At 72.6% G+C, this 20770-nt stretch carries 21 protein-coding genes; 16 read left to right on the top strand and 5 right to left on the bottom strand.

All coding sequences use genetic code 11. The features are described from left to right. Positions 1-12: 12 nt before the first annotated feature. The 5 genes from EYB28_RS05580 to EYB28_RS05600 all read left to right on the top strand — a co-directional run bounded on the left by EYB28_RS05580 (position 13) and on the right by EYB28_RS05600 (position 7640). The gene (locus tag EYB28_RS05580) at positions 13-4485 is read left to right on the top strand and encodes an FtsK/SpoIIIE domain-containing protein (RefSeq protein ID WP_166845549.1); all 4473 of its coding nucleotides are present in this window, start codon (positions 13-15) and stop codon (positions 4483-4485) included. 106 nt (positions 4486-4591) lie between these two features. Beyond that, positions 4592-4894: a hypothetical protein gene (locus EYB28_RS05585; protein ID WP_166845551.1), complete on the top strand. Its 303-nt coding sequence runs from the start codon at positions 4592-4594 to the stop codon at positions 4892-4894. Positions 4895-4906: 12 nt separating this feature from the next. After that, on the top strand, positions 4907-6370 hold the full coding sequence (locus EYB28_RS05590; protein ID WP_166845553.1) for a hypothetical protein: 1464 nt from the start codon (positions 4907-4909) through the stop codon (positions 6368-6370). Next, positions 6367-7002 (top strand): hypothetical protein, encoded by a 636-nt coding sequence (locus tag EYB28_RS05595; RefSeq protein ID WP_166845555.1) that lies wholly within the window; start codon positions 6367-6369, stop codon positions 7000-7002. The genes EYB28_RS05590 and EYB28_RS05595 overlap by 4 nt, the downstream gene beginning before the upstream one ends. After that, positions 6999-7640 (top strand): hypothetical protein, encoded by a 642-nt coding sequence (locus EYB28_RS05600; protein WP_166845557.1) that lies wholly within the window; start codon positions 6999-7001, stop codon positions 7638-7640. The genes EYB28_RS05595 and EYB28_RS05600 overlap by 4 nt, the downstream gene beginning before the upstream one ends. Positions 7641-7676: 36 nt before the next feature. On the opposite strand, the gene EYB28_RS05605 is transcribed toward EYB28_RS05600, so the two are convergent. Then, positions 7677-7937 (bottom strand): hypothetical protein, encoded by a 261-nt coding sequence (locus EYB28_RS05605; RefSeq protein ID WP_166845559.1) that lies wholly within the window; start codon positions 7935-7937, stop codon positions 7677-7679. 214 nt (positions 7938-8151) lie between these two features. Between EYB28_RS05605 and EYB28_RS05610 the strand changes: the two genes are divergently transcribed. After that, positions 8152-8982 carry a hypothetical protein gene (locus tag EYB28_RS05610; RefSeq protein WP_166845561.1) on the top strand — a complete coding sequence of 277 codons (831 nt, stop codon included), beginning with the start codon at positions 8152-8154 and terminating at the stop codon, positions 8980-8982. Positions 8983-9412: 430 nt separating this feature from the next. Here the strand turns inward: EYB28_RS05610 and EYB28_RS05615 are convergent, their stop codons facing one another. The 3 genes from EYB28_RS05615 to EYB28_RS05625 form a co-directional block, all read right to left on the bottom strand. Further along, entirely contained in the window at positions 9413-9571 is a 159-nt protein-coding gene (locus EYB28_RS05615; RefSeq protein WP_166845563.1) for a hypothetical protein, read from the bottom strand. Positions 9572-9840: 269 nt separating this feature from the next. Beyond that, complete coding sequence (locus tag EYB28_RS05620; protein WP_166845565.1) at positions 9841-10479, bottom strand: hypothetical protein; 639 nt, start codon at positions 10477-10479, stop codon at positions 9841-9843. A 171-nt stretch (positions 10480-10650) separates the two neighbouring features. Continuing rightward, positions 10651-10902 (bottom strand): hypothetical protein, encoded by a 252-nt coding sequence (locus EYB28_RS05625; RefSeq protein ID WP_166845567.1) that lies wholly within the window; start codon positions 10900-10902, stop codon positions 10651-10653. Positions 10903-11681: 779 nt separating this feature from the next. Here EYB28_RS05625 and EYB28_RS05630 point away from each other — a divergent pair. From EYB28_RS05630 to EYB28_RS05655, 6 genes are all read left to right on the top strand, one after another. Further along, entirely contained in the window at positions 11682-11822 is a 141-nt protein-coding gene (locus tag EYB28_RS05630) for a hypothetical protein (protein WP_166845569.1), read from the top strand. Positions 11823-11962: 140 nt separating this feature from the next. Further along, positions 11963-12250 carry a hypothetical protein gene (locus EYB28_RS05635; RefSeq protein WP_166845571.1) on the top strand — a complete coding sequence of 96 codons (288 nt, stop codon included), beginning with the start codon at positions 11963-11965 and terminating at the stop codon, positions 12248-12250. Next, positions 12247-13560, top strand: coding sequence for a hypothetical protein (locus tag EYB28_RS05640; protein WP_166845572.1), 1314 nt, complete (start codon positions 12247-12249; stop codon positions 13558-13560). The genes EYB28_RS05635 and EYB28_RS05640 overlap by 4 nt, the downstream gene beginning before the upstream one ends. A gap of 24 nt (positions 13561-13584) precedes the next feature. Beyond that, a complete protein-coding gene (locus EYB28_RS05645; RefSeq protein WP_166845574.1) occupies positions 13585-14175 on the top strand; it encodes a hypothetical protein in 591 nt (196 codons plus the stop codon). Continuing rightward, entirely contained in the window at positions 14172-14744 is a 573-nt protein-coding gene (locus tag EYB28_RS05650; RefSeq protein WP_166845576.1) for a hypothetical protein, read from the top strand. The genes EYB28_RS05645 and EYB28_RS05650 overlap by 4 nt, the downstream gene beginning before the upstream one ends. After that, entirely contained in the window at positions 14741-15400 is a 660-nt protein-coding gene (locus EYB28_RS05655; protein ID WP_166845578.1) for a hypothetical protein, read from the top strand. Before EYB28_RS05650 ends, EYB28_RS05655 begins: the two co-directional genes overlap by 4 nt. Before the next feature lie 59 nt (positions 15401-15459). On the opposite strand, the gene EYB28_RS05660 is transcribed toward EYB28_RS05655, so the two are convergent. Further along, positions 15460-16311, bottom strand: a complete 852-nt coding sequence (locus EYB28_RS05660) for a UbiA family prenyltransferase (RefSeq protein ID WP_240930405.1) — start codon at positions 16309-16311, stop codon at positions 15460-15462. A gap of 124 nt (positions 16312-16435) precedes the next feature. Between EYB28_RS05660 and EYB28_RS05665 the strand changes: the two genes are divergently transcribed. The 4 genes from EYB28_RS05665 (at position 16436) to EYB28_RS05680 (ending at position 20705) form a co-directional block, all read left to right on the top strand. Next, positions 16436-17518, top strand: a complete 1083-nt coding sequence (locus EYB28_RS05665; RefSeq protein ID WP_166845580.1) for a type III polyketide synthase — start codon at positions 16436-16438, stop codon at positions 17516-17518. Beyond that, positions 17515-18075 carry an isoprenylcysteine carboxyl methyltransferase family protein gene (locus tag EYB28_RS05670; RefSeq protein ID WP_205710849.1) on the top strand — a complete coding sequence of 187 codons (561 nt, stop codon included), beginning with the start codon at positions 17515-17517 and terminating at the stop codon, positions 18073-18075. Before EYB28_RS05665 ends, EYB28_RS05670 begins: the two co-directional genes overlap by 4 nt. Continuing rightward, positions 18075-19112, top strand: coding sequence for an NAD(P)/FAD-dependent oxidoreductase (locus EYB28_RS05675; protein WP_205710850.1), 1038 nt, complete (start codon positions 18075-18077; stop codon positions 19110-19112). Before EYB28_RS05670 ends, EYB28_RS05675 begins: the two co-directional genes overlap by 1 nt. A gap of 186 nt (positions 19113-19298) precedes the next feature. Next, complete coding sequence (locus EYB28_RS05680; protein WP_166845582.1) at positions 19299-20705, top strand: FAD-dependent oxidoreductase; 1407 nt, start codon at positions 19299-19301, stop codon at positions 20703-20705. The last annotated feature ends 65 nt before the right edge of the window (positions 20706-20770 follow it).

Below are 20770 nucleotides of genomic sequence, written 5' to 3' on the forward strand. Positions count from 1 at the left end.
CCGAGGAGAGCGATGCGCGTCAAGGTGACGCTCCGGCGCCCCGACACCACGCACGACGACGTCGTCGTCACGGCGGACGCGGGGGCGACGATCGGCGAGGTGGCCTCCACCATCGCCCGGGTCGACCGCCACGGCCCCGCGGCGGGGGCCGCCGGCCCACGGACCCTGGAGGCCCGGCTGCCCGGCCAGGACCGCCCTGTCCGGCTCCCCGCCGATGCTGCCCTCGGTGAGGCATGGATCGGCTCCGGCGCGGAGATCGCGGTGGTCGACCTGGACCGCCCCGGCTTCGACTACCCGGGGTCGCGCGACGTGCGCGCGACCCTGCGGTTCGCGGACGGCAGCGGCATCGACCTGCCCGAAGGCAGCTGGGTTCTCGGTCGTGCCGCCGACTGCGACGTGGTGCTGAGCGACCCGCTGGTCTCCAAGCGGCACCTGCGCCTCGACGTCTCGGACGTCGTCGACGTCGTCGACCTCGGGTCCGCGAACGGCCTGCTCGTCGACGGGGACCACGTGCAACGGCTGCGCGTCGAGGGCAGCCAGCGCGTCGTCGTCGGGGACACGACGATGACGATCGAGCGGCGCCAGCCGCGCACGCTGTCCGGCGTGGCGCCCAAGGCCGGCCCGGTGGCGTTCACCCGCTCGCCGCGGGTGGAGGCGCGGTACAAGGGCGACGAGTTCGAGTCGCCGGAGGTGCCGAAGGAGACGGAGCCGCAGCCCTTCCCGTTCCTCGCGCTGCTGGCGCCGGTGCTCATGGGCGGTTTCATGCTGGCGATGGGCCGCGGCCCCATGGGCCTGATGTTCATCCTGCTGTCGCCGATCATGCTGGTCGGCAACTTCCTGACCCGCAACAGGCAGACGCGCAAGCGCAAGGAACGCGACATCGCGCGCTTCGACGAACGCCTCGACGCCCTGCGCGACGCCCTCGGTGGCGAGGAGGAGACGGAGCGCTCCGTGCGTCTGCGCGAGGCGCCGGCGACCCAGCACGTCTTCGCCGAGGCGATGCGGCACGGGCCGATGCTGTGGACGCGCCGCCCGGAGCACTGGAGCTTCCTCAACGTGCGCTTCGGCATCGGCACGATGCCGTCGCGCAACACCGTCAAGGAGTCCGGCAAGGGCGCGCTCATCAAGGAGTACCAGGAGCGCCTGGACGCCGTGGTGGACCGGTACTCCAGCGTCTCGGGCGTCCCGGTGGTCGAGAACCTGTACGACGCCGGCGCGCTCGGCTTCGCCGGACCGCCCGCGAAGGTCGCGGGCAGCCTGAACGCCGTCCTGATGCAGCTCACGGGCCTGCACTCGCCGTCGGAGCTGGTCGTCACCGGCATGGTGAGCCCGGTGTGGACCCAGCACCTGCAGTGGCTCACCTGGATCCCGCACACGTCGTCGCCGCAGAGTCCGGTCGAGGGGCACCACCTGGCCGACTCGGCGAGCGGTGCGGCCCGGCTGGTCGCCGAGCTCGAGGAGCTGGTCACGACCCGGCTGCGGGCGGCGCGCGGCGGGGCGCAGCGCCGCGGCGCCATCGACGAGGACGACGCGGCGCTCGAGCGGGGTGCCGAGGTCGGTGGCAAGAAGGCCGAGTCCGGCACGAGGTCGCCCGTGCCGGCCGTCGTCGTCGTGATCTCCGACGACATCGACGTCGAGCGGGCGCGTCTGGTGCAGCTCGCCGAGCAGGGCCCGGACGCGGGTGTGTACCCGCTGTGGATCTCGGCGGACACGGCGTACCTCCCGGCGGCCTGCCGCACGTTCGTCGACCTCGGCCAGGAGGGGCCGCGGGTCGGCATGGTCCGCCTCGGTCGCTGGGTGGACGACGTCGAGCTCGAGGAGCTCGACGCCGCGGCCGCGCTCGACTACGGCCGTCGGCTGGCCCCCGTGTACGACGCGGGCGCCATCGTGGCGGACTCCTCCGACCTTCCGCGGTCGGTGACGATGCCGACGCTCCTGGGGCACGACCTCTTCGAGGACCCCGGCGCGGTGATGGAGCGCTGGCGGCAGAACCTGTCGGTGTACGACCGCGCTCAGGCCGTGCCGCGCAAGCGCGCCGGTGCCCTGCGCGCCATCGTCGGGTCCGCGGGCATGGACGCCCAGCACCTCGACCTGCGTGCCCAGGGCCCGCACGCCCTCGTGGGCGGCACCACGGGCGCGGGCAAGTCGGAGTTCCTGCAGGCGTGGGTGCTCGCGATGGCCGCGGAGTACAGCCCGGACCGCGTGACGTTCCTGTTCGTGGACTACAAGGGCGGCTCGGCGTTCGCGGACTGCGTGCAGCTGCCGCACTGCGTCGGCCTCGTCACGGACCTGTCGCAGCACCTGGTGCTGCGCGCTCTGACGTCGCTGCGCGCCGAGCTGCACCACCGCGAGCACCTCTTCAACCGCAAGAAGGTCAAGGACCTCCTCGAGCTGGAGAAGCGCGGCGACCCGGAGACGCCGCCGGCCCTCGTGATCGTCATCGACGAGTTCGCCGCTCTCGTGGGCGACGTGCCCGAGTTCGTCGACGGCGTCGTCGACGTGGCGCAGCGCGGCCGCTCGCTCGGCATCCACCTCATCATGGCGACCCAGCGGCCGGCGGGTGTCATCAAGGACAACCTGCGCGCCAACACCAACCTGCGCGTGGCGCTGCGCATGGCCGACGAGTCCGACTCGAGCGACGTCGTCGACATCAAGGACGCGGCGCACATCGACCCGGCGATCCCGGGCCGTGGCGTCGTCAAGACGGGCCCCGGCCGCCTGCAGTCCTTCCAGTCCGGCTACGCCGGCGCCTGGAGCACGCGGGAGCCGGAGCGGGCGGCGATCGAGGTCGCCGGCCTGCACTTCGGCCGCGAGGAGAAGTGGGAGGAGCCCGTCGACCCGTCCGCGAGCGTGGACGACGACGTCGACCTCGGCCCCAACGACCAGCAGCGGCTGGTCGCGCAGATCACCGCGGCCTTCACCGCGGGGCGGCTGCCGGCGCCGCGGCGGCCGTGGCTGGACTCGATGGCCGACGCCTACGACCTGACGCGGCTGCACCAGCGGACGGACACCGAGATCCTGGTCGGCGTCGCCGACATCCCGGAGCAGCAGGCGCAGCGGCCCGTGTACTTCGAGCCGGACACGGACGGCCACCTCGGCGTGTACGGCACGGGCGGCGCCGGCAAGAGCACCGCACTGCGCACGCTCGCCGCGGCCGCGGGGATCACGCCGCGCGGCGGCCCCGTGCACGTGTACGGGCTGGACTTCGCCGCCGGCGCGCTGCGGATGCTGTCCTCGCTGCCGCACGTCGGCGGGATCGCCAAGGGCGACGACGTCGAGCGGGTGGTCGCCGTGATGCGGATGCTGCGTGGCGAGCTGCAGCGGCGTGGCGAGGAGTTCGCCGCGGTGTCGGCGTCGAGCATCACCGAGTACCGCCAGATCACCGGCCGCCATGACGTGCCGCGCCTCATGCTCCTGGTGGACGGGTTCCCCGGCTTCCGGGACGACTTCGAGGTCGGGGCGGGCCGCGCGGAGTGGTTCGACGTGTTCCGCGACATCCTCAACGACGGGCGCGCCCTGGGCATGCACGTCGTGTTCACCGCCGACCGCTCCGGTGCTGTGCCGACGTACGTGCGGTCCATGGTGCAGCGCAACCTGCTGCTGCGGATGACGGACGACGGGTACCTGGCGTTCAACGCGCCGCGCGACGTCATCACGTCCGACTCCCCGAACGGGCGCGCGCTGCTCGACGGGCTGGAGGTGCAGGTCGCGGTCATCGGCGGGACGACGTCGGTCTCCGCGCAGGCGGCGGCGACCGAGCGCCTCGGCCGGTCCATGCAGGAGGCGGGCGTCCGGCCCGCCCCGCAGGTGCGGGTGCTGCCCACCGAGTACCGCGCGGACGAGCTGCCGCCGCGCCTCGACGGCCAGCCGGTGCTGGGCCTGGACGGCATCACGCTCGGTCCGGTGGGCTTCGAGCCGTCGGGGACGCTGGTGGTGGCCGGGCCTCCCGGCTCGGGCCGCAGCAACGCGCTCGTCTCGATCGGGCGGTCCGTGCTGCGAGCGAACCCCGACGCGCGGCTGTACCTGTTCGCGCAGGGCCGGTCGGCGATCGCCGACAAGCTGCCCTGGACCGAGGTGGCGACGGGGATCGAGAAGGTCAAGGCGCTGGCCACGGTCCTGCTGGACGCGGTCCAGGACGACGACGTCGACCCCGGCATCGTGGTGCTCATCGAGGGGATCAACGAGTACCTGCAGTCCCCGGCGGACAAGCCGATCCAGGACCTCACGAAGGCGATGCGCAACAGCGACCACCTGCTCGTCGCCGAGGCGGAGACGGCCGGCTGGGGTGCCACCTGGCCGCTGCTCGGCGAGGTGAAGAACGGTCGCCGCGGGCTCATCCTGCAGCCGGAGAACCTCGACGGCGACACGATCCTCAAGACGTCGCTGCCGCGTGCGGGCAAGGGCGAGTTCCCCGTCGGCCGCGGTGCGTGGATCGCCCGCGGCAAGCACACGCGGGTGCAGCTGCCGCTGGTCCTGGACGACTGAGCGGGAGGGGCGATGGGGAGGTCTCCCCATCGACCCCCCGGACACGCTGGGCTAACGTGCTGCTCGGCGGTGAGACGACGAGCGTGTGCGAGAACGAGGGGGAGACGTGGCCGGGTACGACCTGTCGATCGACATGGACCAGTTGACGACGCTCAAGGAAGACCTCAAGGCGATCACCGACGAGCTGGAGAACGCCGACGCGAACGCGCAGGCCGCCGCCGACGCGACGGGTCACGACGACCTGCGCGACCGCGTCAACGACTTCGCCGACAAGTGGGAGATCAAGCGCGGCGAGATGCTCGAGAACGTCAAGAAGCTGTCGGACATCATCGCCCAGATCGCGGACACGTTCACGGAGATCGACACCGAGCTGGCGAAGTCGCTCGAAGAGTCGGCCGGGAAGAAGTAGGGATCCAACACCATGAGTGACACGCAGTGGCAGGAGCTCGACGGCGAGGCGAGCGTCGTCGAGTCCAAGGGTCGTACGTACACGGAGCTCGCCGAGGCGATCACGCGCTCGGTCGGCACCCTCCAGCAGATCGTCGACGACACCAACACGACCGCGAAGTCCATGGAGGCGACCCGCAAGCTCGCGGGAGAGGTGCGCGAGGACATCGAGAAGGCCCGCGACCGCTACTCCACCACGGGTGAGGCGCTGAGCACCTACGGTGCCGCGCTGCGGGGCGCGAAGAACGAGGCCGACCCCGCCGCGGAGAAGCTGCGGACCCTCCGCGACCAGCTCGAGGACGCGCGGGCCACCGCGCGCATCGCCGAGAGCCAGGTGGACGACCTCCCGGACGACGCGAGCCAGGCCGACAAGGACGAGGCGAACCGCGCGGCGTCCGGGGCCAGCTCCACGGTCTCCGGACTGGAGCACGACATCCAGGTCCAGGAGGCGTACTGGAACAGCGGCCACGGCGACAAGAACAGCGCCGCCAGCACGGCGATGTCGAAGATCGAGGAGGTCGTGTCGGGCGACAGGGTGCACGGCCTCGAGGACAGCACCTGGGACAAGATCAAGAACGTCGCCAAGGGCATCTACAAGGTCTTCAAGGTCATCTGCGACATCGCCGGCATCCTGGCGATCTTCCTCTCCTGGGTCCCGGTCCTGGGACAGATCCTCATGGTGCTCGCCGCCATCGGCGCGATCATCTCGATCGTGGAGAGCATCGTGAAGTTCGCGCGCGGCGAGATCGGCTTCGGGGCGATGCTCCTCGGGGTGGGCCTCGGTGTGATGGGCCTCTTCGGCGGCAAGGCGATCAGCTCGGTCGCGAAGTACGCGAAGGCGCGCTCGGTCGTGCAGACCGCGGCACGCATGAGCAACGGCGCCGCGAAGGCGAAGTTCGGCAGCGCGCTGCTCAAGAGCTCGCGCAAGACGTTCGCGCTGACCAAGGGGCAGCGTGTCACCGAGGTGCTGAAGTCGCCGTTCGTCCGCACGGCGGGCGACAAGGCCGTCGCGGGGATGGTCAAGAACGGACTGTACAAGAACGCCTTCAAGTCGTGGCGCGGCTCTCAGTTCCCCCTGCCGTACAAGGACGGCGCGGCGCGCTTCGCCCTGGGCAACGACGACGTCGTGGACATGATGAGCCACTTCAGCCAGACCGGGCTGCGGATCGACAACGTCACGGCCAACGCGCAGTCCATCGCCGCGGTGGGCGCCGTGTTCAACCAGACGGCGAACCTCGCGAACAACGCCGCCAAGCTCGGGTCCTCGATCGGTGGTGGTGACGGCTGGGGGTCGTACGAGGGAAGCAACTCCCTGGCGAGCAGCGGCGCGGGCGGGAGCTGGGGCAAGATCACCGGGCTCGGCGTCAACATCAACAACGACGTCGGTGCCGTCCAGGACGTGACCGAGCACGATGGCTACGTGGCGGGCTCCTGGTGACCCGCCAGATCGCCGGGTTCGAGCTCCGGCTGCCTGAGTCGTGGGTGGCGGTGCCGACCGACGCGCCCGCGAGCGTCCCTGAGTGGGCGACGTCGACGGCGGCGGCCCTCGTCGCCGACGTGGGCACCTCGGGCGGGCACGACCTCCCCGTGGAAGAGCTCGCGGGCGGGCTCGCACGGCAGCTGGAGGACGTCGCTCGCGCCGTCGCGGACACCGGGATGCCCGGGCTCGTGACCGGAGCGCTGGTCCGCCGTCCGGAGCTCGGGGTGGTCGATGCGATGGTCACCGTCACGGCGCAGCCGGACCTGGCGTCGGACGAGTTCGCGGCGCAGCTCGCCGAGGCGGTGGAGAGCTCGGACGAGCACGACTACGCGTTCGCGGGCCAGGTCGACGGCGCCGTCGAAGCGGGGGACGTCACCGGGCTGCACGCGATGATCACGCACTTCGGCGAGTTCGGCGAGGAGGGGACGGGCATGCTCGAGGAGCGGGTGGTGCTCGGCGTCTTCCCCGCCGACAGCCGCGACATGGTCGAGGTGACGGCGGTGGCGCGCAGCGTAGGGACCTTCGACGACATGCCCCAGGAGATGCTGGACCTGCTCGCGGGGCTCTCGGTGGAGACGGAGGCGGTATGACGCAGGAAGCGGCCCCGGAGCTGAAGGTCCTCGGTGGCGAGGTGCGGGTCATCGTGCCCGGGACCTGGGTCAGCATCCCGCTGGAGTCGGCCGAGCGGGCCACGGCGTTCATCAAGCGCCTCGTCAAGCGGCAGGTCGGCACCGCGGACCAGCTCGCGCGCATGCGCCGCCAGGCCGTCGAGGAGCTGCTCGCCACGGCACGCGAGGCCGTCGGCGCGGGGGTGCACACCTATCTGATGTCGTTGGAGATCGCCCCCGGTGTCCCGTTCCCCGCGGCCCTCCTGATGACGGACGACGAGTGGCCTGCCGCGGCGGCTCCGCTCGCGGCAGACGGCGACTACGAGGCCGCCCTCCGCGCCGCGTACCCGGACGGCGAGGTCGCGGTCCAGCGGAACGGCCGTCCCGCCGCCCGCGTCGTGGAGATGTCCCAGGGCCGGGCCGGGGACGGGGACGATGCGGTCGACGTCCTGACGATGCGGCTCGAATACCACATGCCGCACCCGAAAGACCCCGCGAGGATGCTGTTCGTGCGGGTCAACGTGTCCGACATCCCGTCGGCGGAGCCGTTCGCCGTGCTGTTCGACGAGATCGTCGACTCGATCGAGTTCCTGGACGACGAGGGCGACGACCGGTCCTGACGGGCGTCCCGGGCGACGGGTGCGTCGGCGCGGCGATCAGTCGCCCGCGCCGTCCTCGTCCTCCATCCGGGCGACGTTCTGGTTCGTCCGGCGAACCATGGACAGTCCGGCCCAGACGGAGATCACGAGCACGATCACGACGACCGTGACCCAGCCGCCGACCGCGGCGAACGCGCTCGGGGCGGCGACGTTGGCGACCACACCGAGCACGCAGATCACCACGGCCGCGGCGAGCGCCCAGCTCGCCGGCCGCATGGCCTGGCCGGCCTGGGCCCCCGTGTTCTTCCTGTTCGCCATCCGTCCGCTCCTGTCGAGGTCAGCACGTCCCGCTGTCATGTCGTCCGGCACCCGGCGGCGGTCGCCGCGTCGGAGTCCCGGACGTACGCATCGTGCCACGTGGCAGGGCGTCCGTGGGACCGCCCGCGCCGCCACACCCGTGCCGTGGTCTATGGTGCCGCCGAGGCACCAGGAAGCACGTGACCGTGATCGAGCGCCCGAGACGGAGACGAGAATGGCGGAGAACAGCACGAGTGCCGCAGCCGGTGCGTCGGGCGGCGGGGAGGCTCCGTCGCGGGCCGCGCTGGTGCTGCGGCCGCTCGGCTACCTGCTGGTCGGGCTGGTCTGGTCGGCGATCTGGCTGGCCGCGGTGCTGCTCCTGGTGGGGTCGGTCCCGTACCTGGCGTTCGTCGACTCGGAGAGCCTGGTCGCGGGGGTCGGTGACCGCTTGTCCCACCTCGGCGAGGCGGTCGCGTTCGTCGTGGTCGTCCTGCCCGTGCTGGCACTGACGATCGGGGCGGGCGGCTGGTACGTGCTGACCGCGTCCTGGCCGCTGGCGGTGCTGTCGTTCACCTACGCCGGCCGGGCGCTGCGGAGCGGGTACCGCGGCGAGCGCCTGTCGCGCACGTCGTATGCGATGTGGGGCAGCACCGTGGGCCCGCTGACCGTGGGCCGGGTCGCGCTCTCGCTCCAGCCGGTCCGCCGCACCCCGTTCACCGACGCCGTCATGCGGTTCTACGCGGCAGGCTGGAGCGTGGACGGGCGTACGGTCCTGGCGATGCTCCCCGCGGGGCTGGCATGGCCGGCGGCGATCACCGCGCTGATCCCGGGGGTCTCCGACGCCGTGCACGTGGCGGCGGGCGTTCTCGTGGTCGTGCTCCTGGCGACGTCGGCCGTGCTGGGCGTCCGGGCGTTCCGTGCGCGCTTCGCCGGATCCGTGGACTCGGTCCCCGACGGCGGGGTCGGCGAGATGACCGCGACCGAGCGGGCACGGCGTCTCGAGGAGCTGCGCCGGCGGCGGGACCGTCGGATGCGCGACCGCATGAAGGACGCCCCGAACAGCTGAACCGGTCGGCCGGCCGAGTGGAGGGAACCGAACAAGGGGTGCCGGGCATGTCGTTGCCGGACGTGAGGGATGACGGGGCACCGGTGCGGGAGGCCTCCGCGCCGTCGGGGGCTGCGTTGCTCCTGAGGCCCGTCGGGTACTTCTGCCTGGCATGGGTGTGGGTGCTGCTCTGGCTCGTCGCCGTGCTCCTGGCGCCTGGCGCCATCGCGTACGTCTACTTCGACGACGAGATCGTCCTCGGTCAGGTCCTCGGGGACACGCCGGTCTTCGGGTGGGTGATGCTGATCCTCGTCGTGGTGCCGATCCTGGCCGCAGCCATGGGGCCGGCAGCGTCGTTCCACCTGCCGACGATGGCGTGGCCCCTGGCGCTGCTGTGCTTCACGTACTCCGTCCGCGCGCTCCGGCCCTCCTATGCGAGCGAACGGTTGTCTCACACGACGTACACACCACGAGGTACGACGCTCGGGCCCCCGACGGTCGGGACCGTCGCTCTGTCGCTGAAGCCGAACCGGCCGAGCCGCTTCACCGACATGCTGATGAAGTGGTACATGGCCGGCTGGTCCTTGGAGATGCCCAGGTTCCGCGCCATGCTTCCCGCCGGGTTGGCTTGGGTGCTGCTCTTCGTCTGGGCGTCCCGCGACGTCGCGGAGCCGGTGCGGACCGTCTGCCTGGTCGTCGCGATCGCCCTCGTCGTCGTGTCCGTCGTACTCGTCGCTCGAACGCTGCGTGCGGACTTCGCTCGGTGGAGCAGCGGTGGGAACGGCGTCGGCGGTGCGTCGCGCCTGCGGTCGTCCACGGCGCGGACCGGCGAACCTGGGGCCGCGCCGACGATAGCTGGCGCCCGGTCGCGCGTTCCGGTCAGAGCCCGTTGCGCTTGCGGAGGTCTGCGAGCTTGCGTTCGAGCTCCTCGTCGTCGGCCGTGCGGTGTGCCGCGACGCCGGGGGCGGCGTCGGCGAGGAGCCGCTCGAGGTGGTCGAGCGCGTCGCGGCCGTCGGGGGTCTGGTGCTGCGCGGCGCGCCAGACGAGCCGGTGGAGCTCCGCTTCGGTCTCGGGGTGTGCCTCGAGGATCGCGGGCACGGTTTCCTGGGCGCGTGGTGGAGCGACGCGGGCCACGTCGCGCAGCGAGTCGCGTCGTGCGCGGGCGCCTGCGCTGGCCTCGCGGCGGGCCTGTGCGTGGGCGATCGAGTTCATGGCCGCGCCGCTGAGGAGGGCGAGGGTGACTCCGGCGCCCGCGCCGATGGCGAGGCGCGTTCCCGTCGGGGCGGACCCGAGGGCGGCGAAGACCGGCACGGTCACGACGACGCAGACCAGGTACCACCAGTATCCGAGCTTCTGCACCCGGCGGAACCAGCCGGGAAGCTCCTCGGCGGTCGGGCGAAGGAGGAGTCCGTCGAGGTCGTTCGCCGCTGTCGCGGCGGTCTCGTCCGGTGTCGCGGGTGCTGTGATGATGATGGCGTCGGAGCGGTGGCCCTGGGTCAGCCAGTTCACGGTCGTCATGTCGTCCCTCGTCCGATGTCGGTTCGCAGGGAGGATATGCGTCGGCCGGCGGGGACCAGGGATGGCCTGCCTCCGACGACGAGGCCGTCCGAGTCGGTCGCGGACCACGCTGGCCCCCGACGCTGTACGGGATGTCCTTGTTGCTCCTGCTCTGCGCTCCCCGCTCGTTCGTCAGTGCTCCGGGTCGTTCACGGACGCTGCCCGGAGTGCGCCGATCCTCCGGATGGTCATGACGGCGCCCCCCACGAAGACGAGGACGATCAGCACGATCAGGACGGGTACAGGACCCAGGCCGCCCAGGACCTCGAAACCGGTGAACGCTCCCACGCCGGCGAGGGCGAGGCAGATCAGCGTCGCGATCATGACCGGCGTCTCGATCCTCTTCGGGCGGGTCGGACGCGAGCCGTTAGGGGGCGTGGGCATCGGTGCTCCTTCTCGTTCCGCCCCACCGGGGCGTCGTGTCCACCGGGCGGCCGTGCCATGACGGCCGCACACTACGGGAGTTCCACGGCTGGTGCAGCCGCCGAATCCGGTTCCTAAGCCGGACGACGACCCCTGCCGTGTGGCCCGTGGTGGAAGGCGGTCAGCCTCGCGCCGACCCGTCTTCGGTCCGCCTTCTTGGTCGTGGACAACGTCGAGTCCCTTGAGATCGCCCGTGGCTCGGGACGACTCGAGGAGCCGTCGGACATCCGTGCGGCGTTGCGGTTCGTCCGGCGGACGATGGAGAGTCCTGCCCAGACGGGGACGAGAATCAGGATCACGACGACCGTGACCCAACCCCCCGCCGCAGCGAAGGCGTTCGAGGCGGAGACGTTGGCGATCACCCCGAGAACGCAGATCAGCGCGGCCGCGCCGAGCGCCCAGCTCGCCGGCCGCATGGCCTGAGCAGCCTGGTTCTGTCTGTCGTTCTTCGCCGTCCATCCGCTCCTGAGTGGTGGTCTGCTCATCCTCCTGTCATGTCGCTCGCCAACCGGGCGACCGACACGGACAGGGGAGGAGCCCGGAACGACATCGTGCCACGTGGCAGGGCGTCTCTCGCTCGGTCCGGCGTCTCGGACGCCGCGCCCGCAGCGGCTCGCGGACCGTGCCGGCATGGGGACCTCTCCCCATCGACGGTTGCTCGCGGAGACCGCTAGGGTCGTTCTCGACGACGGGCGGCCGGTCAGGGGGCCGGCCGGTGGAGCGAGACTGAGGAGATTCTCATGGCGAACATGAACGTGACTTACGACGAGCTGCGGTCCCAGGCGGGTCAGCTGCGCAACGGGATGGCGTCGTTCCTGGAGCAGGCGGCGCAGACGCTGTCGGACGCGGACGCGCAGCTGGCACAGGGTATCCGCGGCTGACGTCTGTCAGTGCTTCCGGCCGCGTGGGGCCGGTGTCGTCGAGGGGTGGTCCGGTGTCCGGGCCGCCCCTCGACGTCTGCGGCGAGCCGTGAGGGCAAGGCGGTAGCCTGCTCGCGGCCTGGCGAGTGACGGAGGGAACCATGGCAGACCTGGTGGTCGACACCGACCTCGTCGAGGAGACGGCGTCGAACCTGGACATCGTCGCCCGGGAGTTCGACGATGCGGATCGATACGCGCAGACGGTGGCGGACGCCGTCGGCGACGACACGCTGGCCGGCGCGATCACCGCGTTCGCTCACGACTGGAGCGAGCGACGGAGCACGTTGCAGGAGAGCATCGCCAACCTCGCGGAGCTCACCGCGGCGGTCGCCTCGGAGTTCCGCAGCCTGGACCGCGACCTCGCCGCAAGCCTGGAGGAGAATCAGTGAGCTGGGAACCGTTGGCCGCCGCCGATCCGGTCCCGGGCGGCCCCGACGTGTCCAGCCGGGCGGCGGTCCACTACGAGGAGGTCGCGACTGCCATGGGCGACGCGTACCGAGCACTCGGCGTGATCGAGGACATGGACGGCTTCACGTCCGAGGCTGTCGAAGCCCTGCGCTCCAAGGCCGAGGACGTGCGCGGTGAGGTCAACAAGGCCCAGGGCCGGTACGAGGCCGTCGCCGGCGCGCTCAGGGTCTACGCGACCCAGCACCGGGAGGCCCAGGACGCGGCCCTCGAGCTGCTCGGCCGGGCGAGGGAGGCCCAGGACCGCCTCGACGCGGCGGAGGCCACGGCATCGAACGCGCAGTCGAGCTATGACGACGCCGTGCAGCAGACGCACGGGTCGGCGGAAGGGCCTGACCCTGACGCGTGGCGCGCGAAGGTGGCCGCCGACGGTGAGGTGAGCGACGCCCGGGCAGCTCTGAACGCCGTCGTCGGCGAGTTGCCGGGCATCGTCTCGCGGTGGCACGACGACGCCGGCGCGGCGGCGGAGACGATCTCCGAGTCGGTCGCGTCGGACGACCTCAATGACGGCTGGTGGGAGAAGTGGGGCTCCGCGGTCGCGGGTTTCGTCTCGAAGTGGGCTGGGAAGATCGCGATGTGGGCTGGTATCGCCGCCCTCGTCCTGGGGTGGGTGCCGATCCTGGGGCAGTTCCTGACTGTCGTCGCGTTCGTGGCCACGGTGGTCGCTCTCGTGGCAGATATCGCTCTCGCGCTAAAGGGCGAGCAGCCCTGGACGAACGCCATCCTTGGTTTGATCGGTGCGGCTACTTTCGGCGTAGGACGCTTCGCCGGAATCGCATCGAAGTTGGCTGGTCAGCGGGGGCTCGCCCAGGGCGCGTCGCGACAACTCAGGGTCAACGGCCGCTTGAGACGGCTCGGTAGTCCGTCGAACCGCGTCGTCGCGCGCGAGGCGTGGGCGCGCGCGACGGCGGGCTTCCGCAGTCTTCCGGTCACCTGGTACAACCCGGTGAGCTGGTTCCGTGCGGGGATCCGCTCCTTCTCCGGTCTGAGTGGGAGGGCCTGGATCCTCAACTTCATGGGGCATGGCGAGGCCGCTCGTGGCCTCCAGGCGCTGCAGAATGTGAACGCTGTGCCGCAGTTCGCCAACCGGGCGACCGGATACGTCCGGACCCTCGAGCGCCTGAACTCTTGGAGCCCGGCGCGTTTCGGGTCGTTCGGCTCGGTCGTAGCCCCGTACACGGCCGACGTGGTCGGTAACGGCAACCTTCTGTACCGCGACTCCAGGACCTGGTGACTCATGACAAACGACGCACGACCGATGCCGTGGGAAGAGGACGCGGTGTTCACGTTCCAGGACCGCGAGGGGTGGATCTTCTGGGCCGCCGGCCTCAACGAGGCGGGGAGGGCCGACGTGGCGGCGCAGGTGCCCGGTGGGGAGAACAGCGACGCGGTGCTCGCGGGCGTACGGGCGGTGGACGAGCGGGCGATGGCGGACGGCCAGGCGTGGGGTGTCGGGGTGTGGTTCCCGGAGAGGAACGGGTACCTGCCCACGGCGAGCATCCTGGTCCGGACGTTCGCCGACCGGGGTGACCCGCTCAAGGCGTTCCGCAAGGCCGTCAAGCGTGCCCGGAAGGTGCCGCGGATTCCCGGCGTGACCGTCAGCGGGTACTCCGCGACGCCCCATGAGACCAAGAACGGCCCAGCTCTCGTCCAAGGCCTCGACTCCACGGACAACGTCACCGGTGTGCTGCTGTTCACGTGGCGGCTGACGTTCTTCCCGTACATCAAGGACGAGGTGGTCGAGATCGAGTGCGACACCCCGTACGCGCACCTCGTGGATGATGTGGACGAGGAGTTCGCCTGCCTGATGGAGGACTCCGTGTACTCGATCGTCGGGTACGGCGAATGACGCTGCCGAGCGATCCGCCGGGTGTGCTCGCGACCACAACTGGTCTCTTCCTGATCGTCGTCGTTCTGTGGTTCCCGTACTTCACCGCGTTCGGGATCTTCCGGCTCCCGCGTACTCGGCGTGCACTCATGGAGGCACGAACGACCATCCCTGGCTATCTCCTGCGTGGCGGTGCCGCGACGTCGATGTTCCTTGCCCTGGGGCTCGCGTACAGCACGTCCCGGTACGAGGAAGCCCTCGAGGACCTGGCCTGGGACGCGTACGACGTGTGGGACCTGCGCGAGTACGCGGGTGAGGCGCTGCCGTCGGGAGCGCCGCCGGAGGGGCAGGACCCGGGCATCGCGGTGGTGGTCGCCGTCGCGGTGGTGATCGCGGCGATCGTGTACCTCGCGTATTACGCGGCGCATGGTTTCGGGCGTGTCTCCACAGGCCGTCGGGCGGTCTGGTGGGGTGCCGCGCTGATCGGCGTGATCGTGGTGCTCGTCGGTCTGACCGCGCTGCTGATGTGGCACGACGTCGGGATGCACGAGCAGGCCTGGGAGAGCTGGTTCGGGGAGGAGATCCGGTGACGCTCTCCACCGCGACCGCGGACGAGGCCGAGCTGCCCGAGGACAGCGAGCCGGAGGACGTCGTCGCCGCGGCGACGCACTGGGCGTTCGTGTACCCGAACGGCTGGTGGCCGGTCCCGCTCGACGACGCGGAGCGGATCGACGAGCGCGTGCGTGCCGTGGTCGTGCGCCGGCTGGGGCGCCGGGACGACCAGGCGCGGGCCCGTCGCGAGGCGCGGGACCATCTCTCCCGGGCGGCGCACGGCGCGGCCGAGGAGGGCGCCATCGGGCTGACGGTGTTCAGCATGGACGTCGGGGACATGGCGATCACCGGCACCATGGCGGTCTTCCCGATCGAGGTGGGTGCCGGGACCGAGACCGACGAGCTGCTCGCGCGGATCATCGGGTCGCTCTCGGGTGCGGACGTCGACCGTCGGACGCTCGACGACGGCTGGGTGCTGCGTGGCGTGCGGCAGAGCGATATCGAGCGGACCGACGCGGACGGCGACCCCGTCCTGCCGGAGCTCCGCGCCGACTACTGGATGGGACGGCGCGGGCTCAAGCCGGTGCTGCACGTGTCGTTCGCCACGCCGTTCGTGCCGCTCCGGACGGCGATGCTCGAACTCTTCGACGCCGTCGTCCTGTCGCTGCACCCCGTGGTGCGCGGGACGGAGTAGGTCGCGCCCTCGGAGCCGGACCGCCCGGTGTCGTGGCGAGGACAGCGCCCGGATGGCGCTCAGCCGCTCGGGGGAACGGCGGCGACGACCTGCACGACGCACGCGGCGGCCACGGCCATGCTCAGGGCGAAGGGTGCGCGGGACGCGGGGCGCAGGACCCCGGCGGCGCCGGCGCCCACCGCGAGCGCGCCGGCCGCTGCGGCGAGCGCGCCGGCCCCGGCCCCGGGCGGCCCGGTCGGCCCGAGCAGCGCCACCATGCACCCCGCGGCCAGCATGACCGGCGCCAGCACGATCGAAGCGCGCCGACCGAGGCGGTGCGGCAGCCCGCGCACCCCGGTGGCGCGGTCGTCCTCGAGGTCGGGCAGCACGTTCGCCACGTGCGCGCCCACCCCGAGCAGGGCGGCGGCCGCCACGACCCACGGCGGGACGGTGGCGCCCGCCGCGGTGAGGACGAACGCCGGCAGCAGCCCGAAGCTCACCGCGTAGGGCAGCCACGACCACGCCGTCGCCTTCAGCCCCGCGTTGTACGCCCATGCTCCGGCCACCGCCGCCAGGTGCAGCAGGCCGGGCAGGAGGCCCGTCGCCAGGGACAGGACAGCGCACGCGCCGAGCGCGCCGAGCGCCGCGGCCCGCAGCGTCCCCGGGGCGACCGCGCCCGTGACGGTCGGCTTGTCGGCGCGCCCGACGCGCCGGTCGCGCGCCGCGTCGAGCCAGTCGTTGCTCCACCCGACGGACAGCTGCCCGGCGCCGACGGCGGTGGTGACCAGCACGGCCGTGCCCGTCGTCGGGGAGACCCGCAGCGCGAGGGCCAGCGCGAACAACGTGACGACGGCCGCCGGGGCCGGGTGCGTCGCCGCCACCAGGCCGCGCGCCCGGCCACCCGCCGTCGACATCGCCGGGTCAGCGGACATGCCCGGAACCTACCTGGCCCCGCCGTCCTCCGCCGACCGGAGAGCCGGAGAGTTGGCGGCGGACTCGCCCGGGTCGCCGCCCGCCGAGGGGCGGGGTCCGACGTGTGGTGCCAGGATGCCAGGCATGGCGCGCGTGCTCGCGGTCGCCCCCGCGCTGCCGGGGCAGCCGCACCCGCAGGAGCGGATCGCCGACGTCGTCGTGCCTCTGCTCGCCCCGGCGGGTCCCCGGCGGGCGCTGGCCCACCGGCTGCACGCCGCGGCCGGGGTGCGGACCCGCCACCTCGCGCTCCCGCTCGAGCGGTACGCCGAGCTGTCCGGGTTCGGCGACGCGAACGCCCACTTCGCCCGCGAGGCGGCGGCGCTCGCCGAGCGGGCGTGCCGGTCGGCGCTCGCGGCGGCGGGCGTGGCGGCCGACGACGTCGACCTGCTGTTCTTCACGTCCGTCACCGGGATCGGCGCGCCGTCGCTGGACGCGGACCTCGTCGCCAGGCTGGGCCTGCGGCCCGACGTCCGCCGGGTGCCGTCCTTCGGGCTGGGGTGCGCCGCGGGCGCGGCGGGGCTGGGTCACCTGTACGAGCACCTCGTCGGGCACCCGGACCGGGTGGCGCTGCTCGTGTCGGTGGAGCTGTGCTCCCTGACCTTCCAGCGCGACGACTCCTCGACGGCGAACCTCGTGTCGTCCGGGCTGTTCGGGGACGGGGCGAGCGCCGTCGTCGTCGCGGGGGACGACGTGGCGGGGCCGGCGGGGGCCGTGGCACCGCGGATGGTGGACGCCCGGGGCCGCCTGTACCCGGGGACGGCGGCACATCTGGGATGGGAGGTGCGCGACGGCGGGTTCGGCATCGTGCTCTCGCCCGAGCTGCCGGGGCTGCTGCGGGCGCACCTCGCGGGCGACGTCAAGGCGCTCCTCGACCCGCACGGCCTCGACCTGGCCGACGTCGGCACCTGGGTCGTGCACGCCGGCGGCCCCAAGGTGATCGACGCCGTCCGTGACGCGCTCGGCCTGTCCGACGGCGCCGTCGCGCGGTCGTGGGCGGCACTCGCCGCCCAGGGGAACCTGTCGTCGTCGTCCGTGCTCCACGTGCTGGCCGCGACGCTCGCCGACGGCGCGCCGGCGCCGGGGGAGTGGGCCGTCCTCATGGCGTTCGGGCCGGGTGTGGCGACGGAGCTGGTGCTGCTGCGCGGCGCCGGGGCGGAGGGGCCGTGAGCGTGCTGGCGTACGGGCTGCTCGTGCTCGCCACCGGGTTCGAACGGCTCGCGGAGCTCGTGGTCTCGGCCCGGCACGCCCGCTGGTCGTTCGCCCGGGGCGGCGTCGAGTCGGGCCGGGGGCACTTCCCCGCGATGGTGGCGCTGCACACCGGGCTGCTCGTGGCGTGCGTCGTGGAGGTCCTGGTGGCCGACCGTCCGTTCCTGCCGTGGCTCGGCTGGCCGATGCTGGTGCTCGTGGTCGCGAGCCAGGGGCTGCGGTGGTGGTGCATCGCCGTCCTCGGGCCGCGGTGGAACACCCGGGTGATCGTCGTGCCGGGGATGCCGCTGGTGCGTCGCGGGCCGTACCGGTGGCTGCCGCACCCCAACTACGTCGCGGTCGTCGTCGAGGGCGTCGCGCTGCCGCTGGTGCACACGGCATGGGTCACGGCGCTCGCGTTCACGGTGCTGAACGCGTGGCTGCTGCTGAGCTTCCGGATCCCCGCCGAGGAGCGCGCCCTGCGGGCGGCCGGGCCGACGGCGAGCCGTCCTGGCGCCGCGGGCCGCGAGCGGCCCTGATGCGCGAGCTGGACACGGACGTCCTGGTGGCCGGTGGCGGCCCCGTGGGGCTCGCGGCCGCGATCGAGGCACGGCGGGCGGGTCTCGACGTCGTCGTGCTGGAGCCGCGCCCGGCGCCTGTGGACAAGGCGTGCGGCGAGGGCCTGATGCCGGGGACCCTCGAGGCAGCCCGCCGCCTGGGGGTCGACCCGCCCGGGTGGGCGCTGCACGGCATCTCCTACCGCCAGGGCGCCCGCGCCGTCGACCACCGGTTCGCCTCGGGGCCGGGGCGCGGCGTGCGTCGGACGGCGCTGCACGCGGAGCTCCACGCGGCCGCGGTCGCAGCGGGCGCGACGGTCCTGAGGGGACGCGCGGCGGAGGTGCGCCAGGACGACGGCTCCGTGACGGCGGGCGGCGTGCGCGCGCGGTGGCTGCTCGGGTGCGACGGCCTGCACTCGCGGGTGCGGCGGGAGGCGGGTCTCGAGGCGCGCGCGGTCCGCGGCGCCGGAGGACTGCGGCGTCGGTTCGGGCTGCGGCGGCACTACCGGGTCGCGCCGTGGTCGGACCTGGTGGAGGTCCACTGGGGCCCGCGGGTCGAGGCGTACGTCACACCGGTCGCGGCCGACGCCGTGGGGGTGGCGCTCCTCGGGCCGGCGGGGACGCGGTTCGACGCCGAGCTGGCGACCCTGCCGGAGCTCGCGGACCGCCTGGACGGCGCCGAGCCGAGCGGCGCCGTGCGCGGCGCCGGCCCGCTGCGCGTGCGCAGCGCGGCTCGTGCGGCCGGGCGCGTCATGCTGGTGGGCGACGCGGCGGGGTATGTCGATGCCCTGACCGGCGAGGGGCTGCGGGTGGGGTTCGCGCAGGCCAGGGCGGTGGTGGCGCACCTCGGCGACCCCGCAGGCTACGAGAGCGCATGGCGGCGGGTCACGCGCGACTACCGCCGGCTCACCGGGGCGCTGGTGGCGGCGGCGACCTCCCCGGCACGGCGCGCGGTGGTGCCGGTGGCGGCGCGTGCGCCATGGTGGTTCGGCGGGGTCGTGGAGCGGCTGGCCCGGTGACGCCGGAAGGAGCCCGAGGCAACCGCTCTCACGATGAGAGATGACCCGTTCACAAGACGAGACGGTTGTGTCATCCTGAGTCAGGCTGGACCCTGAAAGGTGAGGTAACCCTCACCGCCGCGAGGGGAATCCCTCCTAGAATCGAATGCCACGCACTCCACCCCGATCCGGAAGGCGCATCTCGTCGTGAGCAGCACCCGACCACTGCGCGTCGCCATCGTCGGCGCAGGCCCCGCGGGCATCTACGCCGCGGACATCCTGTCGAAGACCGACCTCGACGTGAGCATCGACCTCTTCGAACGCCTCCCCGCGCCGTTCGGGCTCGTGCGCTACGGCGTCGCGCCCGACCACCCGCGCATCAAGGGGATCGTCAACGCCCTGCACAAGGTGCTGAGCAAGGGCGACGTGCGGCTCCTGGCGAACGTGGACTACGGCGTCGACCTCAAGCTCGACGACCTGCGCCAGTTCTACGACGCCGTGATCTTCTCCACCGGGGCCATCCGGGACGCCGCGCTGCCGGTGCCGGGCATCGACCTCGAGGGCTCCTACGGCGCCGCGGACTTCGTGTCCTGGTACGACGGCCACCCGGACGTGCCGCGCACGTGGCCGCTGGACGCCAAGGAGGTCGCCGTCCTCGGCGCCGGGAACGTCGCGCTCGACGTCGCCCGCATCCTCGCCAAGCACGCGGACGACCTGCTGCCGACCGAGATCCCGGCGAACGTCTACGACATCCTCAAGGCCTCGCTGGTCACCGACGTGCACGTCTTCGCCCGCCGCGGGCCCGCCCAGGTGAAGTTCTCCCCGCTGGAGCTGCGCGAGCTCGGGCACGTGCCCGACGTCGACATCGTGGTCTACCCCGAGGACTTCGACTTCGACGAGGGGTCGATGGAGGCGGTCGAGGCGTCGAACCAGACCAAGCAGGTCGTCAAGACCCTCACGGACTGGACGCTCGTCGAGCCGTCGACGCAGAAAGCCTCGCGCCGCATCCACCTGCACTTCCTGCACGCGCCGTCCGAGATCACCGGCGACGACGGCAAGGTCACCGGCGTGCGCACCGAGCGCACCGCGCTCCAGGGCGACGGCACCGTCAAGGGCACCGGCGAGTTCCACGACTGGCCCGTCCAGGCCGTGTACCGGGCCGTCGGCTACTTCGGCTCGCCGCTGGCGGAGATCCCCTTCGACGAGCTGAAGGGCGTCATCTCCAACCGCGAGGGCCGCGTGGTCGACATGGACGGCGACCACCTGCCCGGCGTGTACGCCACGGGGTGGATCAAGCGCGGGCCCGTGGGCCTCATCGGCCACACCAAGTCCGACGCGTCGGAGACGGTGCGCCACCTCGTCGAGGACGTCACCGGCGTGGGCGACGGCGGCGACGTCGCGGCCGGCGACCCGGCGGGCGGCCGCACGGCCACGCACGGCGACCCGCAGGCGGTGCTCGACTTCCTCGTCGACCGCGGCGTCGAGGTCGTCGAGTGGTCCGAGTTCGAGCTGCTCGACGCGCACGAGCGGTCGCTGGGCGAGCCGCACGGGCGCGAGCGCATCAAGGTCGTGCCGCGCGACGAGATGATCGAGATCGCCAAGGGCCGCGCCTGACGCACCCGCGGCGAGGCGCCACGAGGCCCCGCCGAGGCAGCGCTCCGTGAGCGCCGTCTCGGCGG

This window comes from Isoptericola sp. BMS4 (genome assembly GCF_011634835.1).
GTDB lineage: Bacteria > Actinomycetota > Actinomycetes > Actinomycetales > Cellulomonadaceae > Isoptericola.

Excerpts from the sequence above, each read along its gene's own strand:
- EYB28_RS05615 (WP_166845563.1), bottom strand. The coding sequence starts at position 9,571 with ATGGCGCGGAACCTGGGCATCTCCAAGGACCAGCCGGCCATGTACCAC.
- EYB28_RS05635 (WP_166845571.1), top strand. The coding sequence starts at position 11,963 with ATGGCAGACCTGGTGGTCGACACCGACCTCGTCGAGGAGACGGCGTCG.
- EYB28_RS05660 (WP_240930405.1), bottom strand. The coding sequence starts at position 16,311 with ATGTCCGCTGACCCGGCGATGTCGACGGCGGGTGGCCGGGCGCGCGGC.
- EYB28_RS05620 (WP_166845565.1), bottom strand. The coding sequence starts at position 10,479 with ATGACGACCGTGAACTGGCTGACCCAGGGCCACCGCTCCGACGCCATC.
- EYB28_RS05600 (WP_166845557.1), top strand. The coding sequence starts at position 6,999 with ATGACGCAGGAAGCGGCCCCGGAGCTGAAGGTCCTCGGTGGCGAGGTG.
- EYB28_RS05675 (WP_205710850.1), top strand. The coding sequence starts at position 18,075 with ATGCGCGAGCTGGACACGGACGTCCTGGTGGCCGGTGGCGGCCCCGTG.
- EYB28_RS05605 (WP_166845559.1), bottom strand. The coding sequence starts at position 7,937 with ATGGCGAACAGGAAGAACACGGGGGCCCAGGCCGGCCAGGCCATGCGG.
- EYB28_RS05625 (WP_166845567.1), bottom strand. The coding sequence starts at position 10,902 with ATGCCCACGCCCCCTAACGGCTCGCGTCCGACCCGCCCGAAGAGGATC.
- EYB28_RS05645 (WP_166845574.1), top strand. The coding sequence starts at position 13,585 with ATGCCGTGGGAAGAGGACGCGGTGTTCACGTTCCAGGACCGCGAGGGG.
- EYB28_RS05610 (WP_166845561.1), top strand. The coding sequence starts at position 8,152 with ATGGCGGAGAACAGCACGAGTGCCGCAGCCGGTGCGTCGGGCGGCGGG.
- EYB28_RS05590 (WP_166845553.1), top strand. The coding sequence starts at position 4,907 with ATGAGTGACACGCAGTGGCAGGAGCTCGACGGCGAGGCGAGCGTCGTC.
- EYB28_RS05650 (WP_166845576.1), top strand. The coding sequence starts at position 14,172 with ATGACGCTGCCGAGCGATCCGCCGGGTGTGCTCGCGACCACAACTGGT.
- EYB28_RS05580 (WP_166845549.1), top strand. The coding sequence starts at position 13 with ATGCGCGTCAAGGTGACGCTCCGGCGCCCCGACACCACGCACGACGAC.
- EYB28_RS05630 (WP_166845569.1), top strand. The coding sequence starts at position 11,682 with ATGGCGAACATGAACGTGACTTACGACGAGCTGCGGTCCCAGGCGGGT.
- EYB28_RS05665 (WP_166845580.1), top strand. The coding sequence starts at position 16,436 with ATGGCGCGCGTGCTCGCGGTCGCCCCCGCGCTGCCGGGGCAGCCGCAC.